The sequence below is a fragment of the Kitasatospora sp. NPDC022785 genome (assembly GCF_055561295.1).
Window position 1 is genome coordinate 137,071 of the sequence record NZ_JBVHHB010000004.1, and the last position, 12,075, is coordinate 149,145.

Annotated in this window: 13 protein-coding genes; 1 reads left to right on the top strand and 12 read right to left on the bottom strand. The window is 70.5% G+C overall.

All coding sequences use genetic code 11. The annotated features are described in order from the left end of the window. Nucleotides 1-166: 166 nt before the first annotated feature. The 4 genes from ACZ3YO_RS08420 to ACZ3YO_RS08435 form a co-directional block, all read right to left on the bottom strand. Nucleotides 167-511 carry an STAS domain-containing protein gene (locus ACZ3YO_RS08420; RefSeq protein ID WP_396320852.1) on the bottom strand — a complete coding sequence of 115 codons (345 nt, stop codon included), beginning with the start codon at nt 509-511 and terminating at the stop codon, nt 167-169. Between the two features lie 368 nt (nt 512-879). Beyond that, the gene (locus ACZ3YO_RS08425) at nt 880-1,749 is read right to left on the bottom strand and encodes a 3-hydroxyacyl-CoA dehydrogenase family protein (RefSeq protein WP_396320851.1); all 870 of its coding nucleotides are present in this window, start codon (nt 1,747-1,749) and stop codon (nt 880-882) included. Between the two features lie 284 nt (nt 1,750-2,033). Next, nucleotides 2,034-2,684 carry a response regulator gene (locus tag ACZ3YO_RS08430; protein ID WP_465546452.1) on the bottom strand — a complete coding sequence of 217 codons (651 nt, stop codon included), beginning with the start codon at nt 2,682-2,684 and terminating at the stop codon, nt 2,034-2,036. Continuing rightward, nucleotides 2,681-3,892 (bottom strand): sensor histidine kinase, encoded by a 1,212-nt coding sequence (locus tag ACZ3YO_RS08435; RefSeq protein ID WP_465566518.1) that lies wholly within the window; start codon nt 3,890-3,892, stop codon nt 2,681-2,683. The genes ACZ3YO_RS08430 and ACZ3YO_RS08435 overlap by 4 nt, the downstream gene beginning before the upstream one ends. 157 nt (nt 3,893-4,049) lie before the next feature. On the opposite strand from ACZ3YO_RS08435, the gene ACZ3YO_RS08440 reads away from it, so the two are divergent. Then, the gene (locus ACZ3YO_RS08440; protein ID WP_465566521.1) at nt 4,050-4,640 is read left to right on the top strand and encodes a hypothetical protein; all 591 of its coding nucleotides are present in this window, start codon (nt 4,050-4,052) and stop codon (nt 4,638-4,640) included. A gap of 31 nt (nt 4,641-4,671) precedes the next feature. Here the strand turns inward: ACZ3YO_RS08440 and ACZ3YO_RS08445 are convergent, their stop codons facing one another. The 8 genes from ACZ3YO_RS08445 to ACZ3YO_RS08480 all read right to left on the bottom strand — a co-directional run bounded on the left by ACZ3YO_RS08445 (nt 4,672) and on the right by ACZ3YO_RS08480 (nt 12,068). Continuing rightward, nucleotides 4,672-5,244, bottom strand: coding sequence for a cob(I)yrinic acid a,c-diamide adenosyltransferase (locus ACZ3YO_RS08445; RefSeq protein WP_465546447.1), 573 nt, complete (start codon nt 5,242-5,244; stop codon nt 4,672-4,674). Nucleotides 5,245-5,360: 116 nt separating this feature from the next. Continuing rightward, nucleotides 5,361-5,861 carry a DUF2550 domain-containing protein gene (locus tag ACZ3YO_RS08450; protein WP_396320845.1) on the bottom strand — a complete coding sequence of 167 codons (501 nt, stop codon included), beginning with the start codon at nt 5,859-5,861 and terminating at the stop codon, nt 5,361-5,363. A 145-nt stretch (nt 5,862-6,006) separates the two neighbouring features. Further along, entirely contained in the window at nt 6,007-6,390 is a 384-nt protein-coding gene (locus ACZ3YO_RS08455) for a F0F1 ATP synthase subunit epsilon (protein ID WP_148642910.1), read from the bottom strand. Nucleotides 6,391-6,574: 184 nt separating this feature from the next. Further along, nucleotides 6,575-8,020, bottom strand: coding sequence for a F0F1 ATP synthase subunit beta (gene atpD / locus ACZ3YO_RS08460; protein WP_396320844.1), 1,446 nt, complete (start codon nt 8,018-8,020; stop codon nt 6,575-6,577). A gap of 2 nt (nt 8,021-8,022) precedes the next feature. Beyond that, nucleotides 8,023-8,937 (bottom strand): F0F1 ATP synthase subunit gamma, encoded by a 915-nt coding sequence (locus ACZ3YO_RS08465; protein ID WP_396320843.1) that lies wholly within the window; start codon nt 8,935-8,937, stop codon nt 8,023-8,025. Between the two features lie 32 nt (nt 8,938-8,969). Beyond that, nucleotides 8,970-10,544, bottom strand: a complete 1,575-nt coding sequence (gene atpA, locus ACZ3YO_RS08470; protein WP_465546442.1) for a F0F1 ATP synthase subunit alpha — start codon at nt 10,542-10,544, stop codon at nt 8,970-8,972. 151 nt (nt 10,545-10,695) lie between these two features. Continuing rightward, nucleotides 10,696-11,511, bottom strand: a complete 816-nt coding sequence (locus tag ACZ3YO_RS08475; RefSeq protein ID WP_465546440.1) for a F0F1 ATP synthase subunit delta — start codon at nt 11,509-11,511, stop codon at nt 10,696-10,698. Beyond that, the gene (locus tag ACZ3YO_RS08480; RefSeq protein ID WP_465566528.1) at nt 11,508-12,068 is read right to left on the bottom strand and encodes a F0F1 ATP synthase subunit B; all 561 of its coding nucleotides are present in this window, start codon (nt 12,066-12,068) and stop codon (nt 11,508-11,510) included. The genes ACZ3YO_RS08475 and ACZ3YO_RS08480 overlap by 4 nt, the downstream gene beginning before the upstream one ends. Between the last annotated feature and the right edge of the window lie 7 nt (nt 12,069-12,075).

The window sequence follows — 12,075 nt, forward strand, 5'->3', positions numbered from 1 at the left end:
GTCGACCGACGACTTCGCACGGCCGTTTCCGGGCTGAGGGGTACCACCCGGCCGGAGGCTGGGAGGAGCCGGACCTCGGCCCGGCGGCCGTGTTCTGACGGCAGACTCTTGCACATCCGCCGCCGCGCGCGAAGCGCGGACCCACCCTGAACCGGGGAGCGGCGGCCTACAGCACCGGGCCGAGCACGGGCAGGGTGGCGCCACGGGGCTCGGCGACCACGCCCTCGACGGCGAGGATGCGGTGCAGCCGGGTGGCCACCAGCAGCCGCTGGAGCTGGGCCGGGACGGAGCGCAGCACCAGCCGGCGGCCGATCCGGCCGGCCCGCCGGTGGGTGCCCATGATCACGCCGAGGCCGGTGGCGTCCCAGAACTCCAGCCGGGCGAGGTCGAGGACGAGGTCGCCCAGCCCGCCGTCGACGGCCTGGTGCAGCCGGACCCGCGCGTCGGCGGCGGTGCGCACGTCGAGGCGGCCTTCGATGGCCAGCGCGGCGTGGTCGCCCTGGATGCGCATGGTCTCCTCCTCCGCCTGGCGGGTCACTGGTACGGGTCGTCCCACCCCGGCCGCGCCGGGCCCGGGAGCAGGTGTCCATCCGGGCGGGCCTGAGGCCCCGCGCCCGGACCCGACCGCGGCCATCGGCGCGGGCCGGGCTCCCCCTCATCTGACGGTGAACCAGGTCCGCAGGTTGCTGGTTCCGGCCAGATCTGAAGCAACTTCACTCGTCCGAGGGAATATACGCAGGAACTCTCCACACCTACGCTCGATTACCGCCCAAATCACCCGTCTGCGGCACCCGGCGTGAGGAAACTCACCCGCCCCCGGGCAGACGGGCCGTACGAAGCTCCGACCGTACGGCCCGCCTGGTCACGCGCCTTGGTGGGTCACTTGCCCGGGTACGGGTAGAAGCCCCGGCCACTCTTGCGGCCCAGGTCGCCGGCGGTGACCATGCGCGCCATGATCTCCGGCGCGGCGAACTTCTCGTCCTGGGTCTCGGCGTAGATGTTCCGGGCGGCGTGCAGCAGGATGTCGACGCCGGTCAGGTCGGCGGTCTCCAGCGGGCCCATCGGGTGGCCGAAACCGAGCCGGCAGGCGGTGTCGATGTCCTCGGCGGTGGCGACGCCCGACTCGTAGAGCTTGGCGGCCTCGACGACCAGCGCGGTGATCAGGCGGGTCGTGACGAAACCGGCCACGTCGCGGTTGACGACGACGACGTCCTTGCCGACGCCCTCGGCGAAGGCGCGGGCGGTGGCCAGCGTCTCGTCGCTGGTCTTGTAGCCGCGGACCAGCTCGACCAGCTTCATCAGCGGCACAGGCGAGAAGAAGTGCACGCCGACGACCGACTCGGGGCGCCCGGTGGCGGCCGCGATCCGGGTGATCGGGATCGCGGAGGTGTTGGAGGCCAGCACCGCGCCGTCCTTGGCGATCTTGTCGAGCTCCCGGAAGACGCCTTCCTTGACGTCCAGCTGCTCGAAGACCGCCTCGACCACGATGTCGGCCTCGGCGACCGCACCCAGGTCGGTGGTGGTGGTGATCCGGCCGAGCGCCGCCTCGGCGTCCTCGGCGGTCAGCCGGCCCTTGGAGACGAACTTGTCGTACGAGGCGCGGATGCCCGCGAGCCCGCGCTGCAGCGCCTCCTCGGTGACGTCCCGCAGCACCACCGGGTGGCCGGCCTGGGCGGAGACCTGGGCGATGCCGGCCCCCATGAGGCCGGCGCCGATCACGGCGATCTGCTGGCTGGACGCATTGCTCATGGCTTGGTCTCCCGGATGCCGTCGCCGCCCTGCGGGCGGGCCCTGAAGGCGGCTCAGGGCAGGGATCACCCGCAAGAGCCGCATCGCTCTGTTGTCCCGCCTCGCTGTCGCTCGGCGGTCGCCCGAGCGAAGCGCGCACCTCTTTCGGCTCACTTGCTTCGCTCACTACGCGCGGGACTCTAATACCCTTCACGCGCCCGTGGTGGCATCCGAGAGTGTGATCTGCGACAGACCCGGCCGGACGGGCCGGCCGGACCGATCCGCTGGACCGATCCGCCGGGCGCTCAGATGCCCAGGCCGAGGTCCTGGGCCAGGATCGCCGCCTGCACCCGGCTGCGCAGCCGCAGCTTGGCCAGGATCCGGCTGACGTGCGTCTTGGTGGTCGCCTCCGCCATCTCCAGCCGCCCGGCGATCTCCCCGTTGGAGAGCCCGGCACCGAGGCAGGCCAGCACCTCCCGCTCGCGCGGCGTGAGCCCGGCCACCGCCTCCCGGACGTCCGGCCCGACGGCCCGGTCCGGGCGGGCGAAGGAGCCGATCAGCCGCCTGGTCACCGAGGGCGCCAGCATGCCGTCCCCGCGCGCCACCGTGCGGATGCCCTCCACCAGGGTGTCCGCCTCCAGGTCCTTCAGCAGGAACCCGGCCGCGCCGGCCCGCAGCGCGCCGTAGACGTACTCGTCCAGGTCGAACGTGGTCAGCACCAGTACCTGGGCGGCCCCGGCGGCCACCACCTGGCGGGTCGCCGAGACGCCGTCCAGCCGGGGCATCTGCACGTCCATCAGGACGACGTCGGGCCGCAGCTCCAGCGCGAGCCGGACGGCCTCCTCGCCGTCCGCGGCCTGCCCGACCACCTCGATGTCCGGCTCGGCCCGCAGGATCATCACCAGCGCGGCGCGGACCGCCGCCTGGTCCTCCGCCACCAGCACCCGGATCGTCATGCCCGCCCCTCTCCGCCCTCGGTCACCAGCGCCCGCGGCAGCACCGCGCGTACGCTCCAGAAATCCCCCTCGGGCCCGGCCGTGAACCTGCCGCCGAGCAGTCCGGCCCGCTCCCGCATGCCCACCATGCCCGCCCGGGCACCGGGCAGCTCCCGGCCGGCGCCGCGGCGGAACGGGCTGTCCACCGCGATCCGCAGCTCCTCCGGCCGGTACTCCAGCAGCACCCGGACGTGCCCCGGCCCGGCGTGCTTGAGCGCGTTGGTCAGCGACTCCTGGACGATCCGGTACGCCGCCAGGTTGACCGGCACCGGCAGCTCCCCGCGGTCGCCGTGCTCGGTGAGCTCGAAGTCCAGACCGACGTCCTGCCCGGCCGCCCGGGCCTTGGCCAGCAGCGCGTCGACGGCCTCCAGGTCGGGCGCGGCGTACGACGCGTCGGCTTCTCCCCCGCCACTGTCCCGCAACAGGCCGATCATGCGGCGCATTTCGGCCAGTCCCTGGACGCTGTTCTCCCGGATCACCGCCAGCACCTCCACCAACGGGTCGTCCTCGGGCCGCCGCTGGCGGCGGGCCACCGACTGGGCCCCGGTGGCGTGGATCGCGATGGCCGACAGGTGGTTGGCCACCACATCGTGCAACTCCCTTGCCATCCGCGCCCGTTCTGCGACGACGGCCTCGCGCCGGTCCAGCTCGGAGAGCAGCGCGGTCTGTTCGGCCCGCAGCCGCTGGGTCTCCGCCTCCTGCCGGTGCTTGCGCACGATGTCACCGGTCCAGACCGGCGCCAGGTAGACCAGCGTGGTCAGCACCACGACGGCCACCGCGGTCGGGGCGTCGCTGTAGATCAGCACCAGCGTCGAGAGCCCCAGCACCGAGGCCGCACCGGTCAGGTGCAGCACCCGCGACATCTTCGGGTTGCCGTAGAGCACCGCGGCGTACAGCAGGTCGGTGTACATCAGGGTGGTCGCCAGGAGCGCCCCGTTGAAGATGCTCACCGCGAAGACGATCCCGCCGGCCGTCGCGATGAGGACCGGCCGGGTGCGCCGGAACGACTCCAGCGAGGCCATCAGCAGCAGCGGCGGGACGACCATCCAGCGGGGGATGTGCTCGGAGCCGTCGTAGACCCCGATGGCGATCAGGAACAGGCCCCCGAGCAGCCCGAAGAGCGCGATCGCCCGGTCTTGCTGCCGCGGGGTGAGGTTGGGTCTGCGCACGGCCCCATCAGATCATCTCCGGCCGGGTGGGCGGCTCCGGTCCGGGGAGGAGCCGCCGTACATCGAAAGGTGCAGACCGGGCTCGGCTCCGGCGACGACGACACGCGCACCCGCGTCGGAAAGGCTGGCAGCGTCACCGAGAGCCGCGGAGCCCACCATGATCGTCACCCTCATCCTCGCCGCCGAGGTCGCCTTCTGGATCCTCCTCGGGCTCGGCCTGGCCACCCGCTACCTCCTGCGGTGGCGCAGGACGAGCACCGTGCTGCTGGTCGGCCTGCCGGTGGTGGACCTCACGCTGTTCGTCCTCACCGTCCTCGACCTGCGCGGCGGCGCCGCCGCGAGCTGGACGCACGCGCTGGCCGCGGGCTACGCGGGCTTCTCCATCGGGTACGGGCCCTCGCTGGTCCGCTGGGCCGACCGGCACTTCCAGCACCGCTTCGCCGGCGGCCCCAAGCCGAAGCCCTCCCCCAAGTACGGCCCCGAGCGGACCCGCCACGAGTGGCAGATCTGCGGCCGCACCGTGGTCTCGGCCGCCATCACGCTGGGCCTGATCACCGCCCTGGTGCCGCTCTCGGCCGGTGCCGCGCACTTCTCCGCCTTCATCGGCTGGTACATCCGGCTGGGCCTGGCCGCCGTGATCAACGTGATCGTGGCCGCCTGCTACTCGCGGTGGCCCAAGGAGGCCCCGGCCGACGCGATCGTCGAGGACGGCCACGTGGTCGGCTGGAAGATCCCGCAGCAGCAGTAGGCCCCGGCGGCAGTAGCCCCCGCAGGGGAGATCAGCGGTTCTCGCCCGGTACCCAGAGCACGTCGCCCTGCTCCTTGTTGGCCGTCCGGGCCAGGATGAACAGCAGGTCGGAGAGCCGGTTGAGGTACTTGGCGGTCAGCGGGTTGACGCTCTCCCCGTGCTCCTCGATGGCGGCCCAGGTGGCCCGCTCGGCCCGGCGCACCACCGTGCAGGCCAGGTGCAGGTAGGCGGCGCCCGCGGTGCCCCCGGGGAGGATGAAGCTGCGCAGCTTCTCCAGCGACTCCAGGTAGTGGTCGCAGTCCTCCTCCAGCTTGTCGATGTAGGACTGCAGCACCCGCAGCGGCGGGTACTTCGGGTCCTCCACCACCGGGGTGGCCAGGTCGGCGCCCACGTCGAAGAGGTCGTTCTGCACCCGGGTGAGGACGGCGGCGACGTCCTCCGTCAGCCCGCCGGCGGCGATCGCCACACCGATCGCGGCGTTCGCCTCGTTGGTGTCGGCGTACGCGACCAGGCGCGGATCGGTCTTGGTGGTACGGCTCATGTCACCGAGCGCGGTGGTGCCGTCGTCGCCGGTACGGGTGTAGATGCGCGTCAGATTGACCATGGGGCCAAGAGTAGCCAAGCGGTTAGGCGGCGTTAACCCTCCCCCAGCCTCCGGCCGGGAGGTGCCCCCACCCCAGCCTCCGGCCGGGAGGTACCCCCGCCCCGAGGGTCTCGTCGCTACGCGACGTTGACCCTCTGCCCGGGGGGTGCGGCCTCGAGCCAGGCGAGGAAGCCGGTGAGCGCGTCCTCGCTCATCGCCAGCTCCAGCGGGGCGCCGTTGTGCAGGCACCGCAGGACGACCGAGCCGGAGAGCAGCGCCAGCTCCTCCTGGCCCTCGGGGTAGCGCCGGCCGAGCACCTCGATCTCCCGGCGGGGCAGCACCTTGCGCGGGCGCGGGGCGTACGAGAAAACCCGGAACCACTCGATCGAGTCACCGCTGTAGCGGCCGATACCAAAAACCCACCCCTTGCCGTCGGTCTGGGGGACCGGGGCCGAGGTGGGTTTGCCGTTCTCGTCGAGGTCGGGCTGCGTCGAGGCGTCGGCGGGCATTTTGAGCCGGTAGCTGCAGTCGAACGTGCCGCCGACCCGCTGGATCACCCGGCGTCGTACCGCGAACGCGACCAGGCCGATCACACCCGAGGCCACGACCGCCGCGCACACCACAAGGGCGAGGACCATGCTCACCTACCTCCTCGCTACCCGCGTTCCCCGTGTCGGTCGTATCAGGCGACCGCGTTGACCTACCAACTGAGACGACAGTCCCGGGGTCACGCTCACGCGTCCCCGGGACCGTCGGTCGACCCCGCTAGAGGGTCTGGCGCACTCAGGCGTGGGCCTTGAGACCGCGCGCCGCGAACAGACGCACCTCGGCGCGTCGCTCGGCGTGCTCGTCCAGGTCCGACTGCGCCTTCTCCAGTGCACGCTCGGCACGTGCGACGTCGATCTCGTCCGCCAGCTCGGCGATCTCCGCGAGCAGAGACAGCTTGTTGTCGGCGAAGGAGATGAAACCTCCGTGCACAGCGGCGATCACGGTGCCGCCGTCCACCGTGCGGATGGTGACCGGACCGGTCTCCAGCACGCTCAGCACCGGGGTGTGGCCCGGCATGATGCCGGTGTCACCGGAGGCCGTACGGGCGACGACGATGGTGGCCGCACCGGACCACACCTTGCGGTCGGCTGCGACCAGCTCGACGTGCAGCTCAGCCAACGTGGGCTCCTAGGCTCATGCAACCCCCGATTACTCGGGAGTTTCGGTAAGAATAACGGGCCCGCGCCCCCGGCATGAAACCGGCGGCACGGATTTGACCGGAATCACAGCCGATGCGACGCGAGGGGTGGGTCCCAGGGCTGGGGCCCACCCCTCACGGTCACTCAGCTGCTACCGGCCGCGATTACTTCTTCGCCAGCTCGGCGGCGTTCTTCTCGAGGTCCTCGATGCCACCGCACATGAAGAAGGCCTGCTCCGGAACGGCGTCGTACTTGCCGTCCGCGATCGAGTTGAAGGCCTCGATCGTCTCGGACAGCGGCACGGTCGAACCCTCGACACCGGTGAACTGCTTCGCCACGTAGGTGTTCTGCGAGAGGAAGCGCTCGATGCGACGGGCACGGTGGACCGTGACCTTGTCCTCCTCGGACAGCTCGTCGATACCGAGGATCGCGATGATGTCCTGGAGGTCCTTGTACTTCTGCAGGATCCCCTTGATACGGATGGCCGTGTCGTAGTGGGTCTGCGCGATGTACCGCGGGTCGAGGATGCGGGACGTGGAGTCCAGCGGGTCGACGGCCGGGTAGATGCCCTTCTCCGAGATCGGGCGCGACAGAACGGTCGTCGCGTCCAGGTGGGCGAAGGTGGTGGCCGGGGCCGGGTCGGTCAGGTCGTCCGCGGGGACGTAGATCGCCTGCATCGAGGTGATCGAGTGACCGCGGGTCGAGGTGATGCGCTCCTGCAGGAGGCCCATCTCGTCGGCCAGGTTCGGCTGGTAACCCACCGCGGAGGGCATACGGCCGAGCAGGGTCGACACCTCGGAACCGGCCTGGGTGAACCGGAAGATGTTGTCGATGAAGAGGAGCACGTCCTGCTTCTCGACGTCACGGAAGTACTCCGCCATGGTCAGCGCGGAGAGCGCGACGCGCAGACGGGTGCCCGGCGGCTCGTCCATCTGGCCGAAGACCAGCGCGGTCTTGTCCAGAACGCCCGAGTCGACCATCTCGTCGATGAGGTCGTTGCCCTCACGGGTGCGCTCGCCGACGCCGGCGAACACCGACACACCACCGAAGTTCTCGGCGACGCGGTAGATCATCTCCTGGATCAGAACGGTCTTGCCGACACCGGCACCACCGAACAGACCGATCTTGCCACCCGTGACGTACGGGGTGAGCAGGTCGATGACCTTGATGCCGGTCTCGAACATCTCGGTCTTGGACTCGAGGTCCTTGAACTCCGGGGCCTTGCGGTGGATCGGCCACCGGACCTTGACCTGCGACTCGAACTCGTCCTTGTCGACGTTCAGCACGTCACCGAGGGCGTTGAAGACCTTGCCCTTGGTGATCTGGCCGACCGGGACGGAGATGGCCGCGCCGGTGTCGCTGACCTGCGTGCCACGGACCAGGCCGTCGGTCGGCTGCATCGAGATGCCGCGGACCATGCCGTCGCCGAGGTGCTGGGCGACCTCGAGGGTCAGGGTCTTCTTGCCCGAGCCGTCGGGGTTGTCCACCTCGACGTGCAGGGCGTTGTACATGTCCGGAATCGCGTCGACGGGGAACTCCACGTCGACGACCGGGCCGATGACCCGCGCGACGCGGCCCGTCGCCGTGGTCGGCTCAACAGTGGTGGTCATTCTCATTCGCTCCCGCGGCTAGCGTCGGCGAGGGCGTTGGCACCGCCGACGATCTCGCTGATTTCCTGGGTGATCTCGGCCTGACGGGCCGAGTTGGCAAGCCGCGTGAGCGACTTGATGAGCTCGCCGGCATTGTCCGTCGCGCTCTTCATCGCACGCCGACGAGCGGCGTGCTCGGAGGCGGCCGACTGCAGCATCGCGTTGTAGATCCGGCTCTCGACGTACCGCGGCAGCAGCGCGTCGAGGACGCCCTCCGCCGACGGCTCGAAGTCGTACAGCGGGAAGATCTCCGCCTTGGCCGGCGTCTGGTCGCTGAGCTGGACCTCGTCCAGCTTCAGCGGCAGCAGCCGGGCGTCCACCGCGTTCTGCGTCAGCATCGACACGAACTCGGTCGAGACGAGGTGGAGCTCGTCCACGCCGCCCGTCTCGGCCGTGAAGGCCTCGATCAGGTCGGCCGCCACGGCCTTGGCGTCGCCGTAGGTCGGCTTGTCCGAGAATCCCGTCCACGAGCCCGCGACCGAGAAGTCGCGGAAGCCGTAGTACGAGACGCCCTTGCGGCCGACGATGTACGTCACCACGTCCTTGCCCTCGCCGCGGAGCCGCTCGGAGAGCGTGAGCGCCGCCTTGATGGCGTTGGTCGAGTAACCGCCCGCCAGACCACGGTCCGCCGTGATCAGCAGGACGGCGGCCCGGGTGGCGTCCGGGTTCTCGGTGGTGAGCGGGTGCTTGGCGTTGGACCGGGTGGCCACCGCCGTCACCGCCCGGGTGAGCTCATCGGCGTACGGAGTGGAGGCGGCCACCGCGCGCTGCGCCTTGACGATGCGCGACGCGGAGATCATCTCCATCGCCTTGGTGATCTTCTTCGTCGCGGTGACAGAGCGGATCCGGCGCTTGTAGACCCGAAGCTGTGCTCCCATGGGTCGTTACGTCCTTTCCCTCGCTACCGGACTCAGGCCTGCTCGCCGAGCAGCTTGCCGTCGGCGGTGGTGAAGCCCTGCTTGAAGGCGTCGATCGCGGTGGTCAGCGCGTCGACGGTGCCGTCGGCGAGCAGACCGGTCTCGACGATGCCGGCCAGCAGGTCCTTGTGCTGCAGGCGCACGTGGTCCAGGAACTCACGCTCGAAGCGGCGGATGTCCGCCACCGGGACGTCGTCCAGCTTGCCGGTGGTGCCGGCCCAGATGGAGACGACCTGCTCCTCGACCGGGAACGGCTGGTACTGGCCCTGCTTCAGCAGCTCGACCATGCGCGCACCGCGCTCCAGCTGGGCCTTGGAGGCCGCGTCCAGGTCGGAACCGAAGGCGGCGAACGCCTCCAGCTCACGGTACTGGGCGAGGTCCAGGCGCAGACGGCCGGCGACCGAGCGCATGGCCTTGATCTGGGCGGAGCCACCGACGCGGGAGACCGAGATACCGACGTTCACGGCCGGGCGGATGCCGGCGTTGAACAGGTCGGACTCCAGGAAGCACTGGCCGTCGGTGATGGAGATGACGTTGGTCGGGATGTACGCCGAGACGTCGTTGGCCTTGGTCTCGATGATCGGCAGGCCGGTCATCGAGCCGCCGCCCAGGGCGTCGTTCAGCTTGGCGCAGCGCTCCAGCAGACGGGAGTGCAGGTAGAACACGTCACCCGGGTAGGCCTCGCGGCCCGGCGGGCGGCGCAGCAGCAGGGAGACGGAGCGGTAGGCCTCGGCCTGCTTCGACAGGTCGTCGAAGATGATCAGGACGTGCTTGCCTTCGTACATCCACTCCTGGCCGATGGCCGAGCCGGTGTACGGGGCGAGGTACTTGAAGCCGGCCGGGTCGGAGGCGGGAGCAGCCACGATGGTGGTGTACTCCAGCGCGCCGGCCTCCTCCAGGGCGCCACGGACGGACGCGATGGTGGAGCCCTTCTGGCCCACGGCGACGTAGATGCAGCGGACCTGCTTCTCCGGGTCGCCCGAGCGCCAGTTGTCACGCTGGTTGATGATCGTGTCGACGGCCACCGCGGTCTTGCCGGTCTGGCGGTCACCGATGATCAGCTGGCGCTGGCCGCGGCCGATCGGGGTCATCGCGTCGATGGCCTTGATGCCGGTCTGCAGCGGCTGCTTGACCGACTTGCGGGCCATGACGCCGGGGGCCTGCAGCTCCAGGGCGCGGCGGCCGGTGGAGGCGATGTCGCCCAGACCGTCGATCGGGTTGCCCAGCGGGTCCACGACGCGGCCGAGGTAGCCGTCGCCGACCGGCACGGAGAGGACCTCGCCGGTGCGGCGCACCGTCTGGCCCTCCTCGATGCCGCTGAACTCACCGAGGATGACGACACCGATCTCGCGGGTGTCGAGGTTCAGCGCGAGGCCGAGCGTGCCGTCCTCGAACTTCAGCAGCTCGTTCGCCATGACCGAGGGCAGGCCCTCGACATGCGCGATACCGTCCGCCGCGTCAGTGACCGTGCCGACCTCTTCACGCGAGGCGGCGTCCGGCTGGTACGACTGGACAAAGTCGGCCAGCGCGTCCCGGATTTCCTCCGGACGGATCGTAAGCTCCGCCATCAGGCTTCCCTGCTCTCCTAGTTTGCGATCCTCGGCCCGCCATTGAGGGCCGCAAGTATTCGACTCTCGGCCGGGTCTCTCGAACCGGCCGTACGATTTGCCGGCTCCGGTGGAGCCGGTTCCCGACCGAGGGTCGGATGTGCTTCGGTACTCAGCCTTCGAGCGACTGGCGAGCGCCTTCGAGGCGGCTCGACACGGTGCCGTCGATGATCTCGTCGCCGATCTGGACCCGGACACCGCCGACGACCTCGGGGTCGACGTCGATGTTCAGGTGCACCTGGCGGCCGTAGAGCCGGCCCAGGGCGCCCGACAGGCGCTCCTTCTGGCCGTCCGACAGCGGCACCGCGGTGGTGACCAGGGCCACCACGCGCCCGCGCCGGGCGGCGGCGAGCTTCGAGTAGGACTCGAGGCCCTGCTCAAGGCTACGGCCACGCGGAGCGTTCACCAGGGCGGTGACCAGCCGGACGGTGCCGGCGTTGGCGCGGCCGCCGAGCAGCTTCTTGATCAGCGCCGCCTTGGGGGCGGCACCGGCCTTCGGCTCGGTCAGCGCGGAGCGCAGCTCGTTCGAGCCGCTCACCACCCGGCCGAACCGGAACAGCTCGTCCTCGACGTCGTCCAGGACACCGGCCTTCTCGGCCGCGATGACCTCGGCGTACGCGGCCAGCTCCTCGACGGCGTCGACCAGGTCACGCGCACCCGACCAGCGGGAGCGGACCAGGCCGGAGACCAGGTCGAGGGTCTCGCCGGAGACCTGACCGGTCAGCAGCGAGGAGACCAGCTGGGCCTTGTCCTGGCCCGACCGGGACGGGTCGGTCAGGACGCGGCGCAGCGACACCTCACGGTCCAGCAGGACCGTGACGGCGGTGAGCTCCTCGGCGAGCTTGGCCGCATCCACCGAGGTGGAGTCGGTCAGGCCTTCGAGGTTCTGCCGCCCGGCGGCGAGGGCCTCGCGGCTTGCGCCGATCACTTGGCCGCACCCTGAGCAACGGCGGCCTTGGCCTCCAGCTCGTCCAGGAAGCGGTCGATGACGCCGCTCTGCCGCGCGTGGTCCTCGAGGGACTCACCCACGATGCGGGAGGCCAGCTGCGAAGCGAGCGAACCCACGTCCTGGCGCAGGACGGCGGTCGCCTGCTTCTTGTCGGCCTCGATCTGCGCGTGGCCGGCGGCGACGATGGCCTCGCGCTGACGCTGGCCCTCCTCGCGCATCTCGGTGAGCTGGGCAGCGCCCTGCTCGCGAGCCTGCTCGACGATGCGGGCAGCCTCGTGACGCGCCTCGGCGAGCTCGGCGCGGTACTGCTCAAGCAGGGCCTGAGCCTCGGCCTGAGCGGCCTCGGCCCGCTCCATTCCGCCCTCGATGGCGTCCCGGCGCTCCGACAGCACCTTCTCGATGCTGGGGAGGAGCTTCTTGCCGAGCAGGCCGAAGACGATGAAGAAGCAGAGCAGGCCGATGATGATCTCGGGCCACGCGGGCAGGAGAGGATTCATGATCTCCTCCGTCTCCGCAAGCTGAGCCACGACGCTCATATCTGGA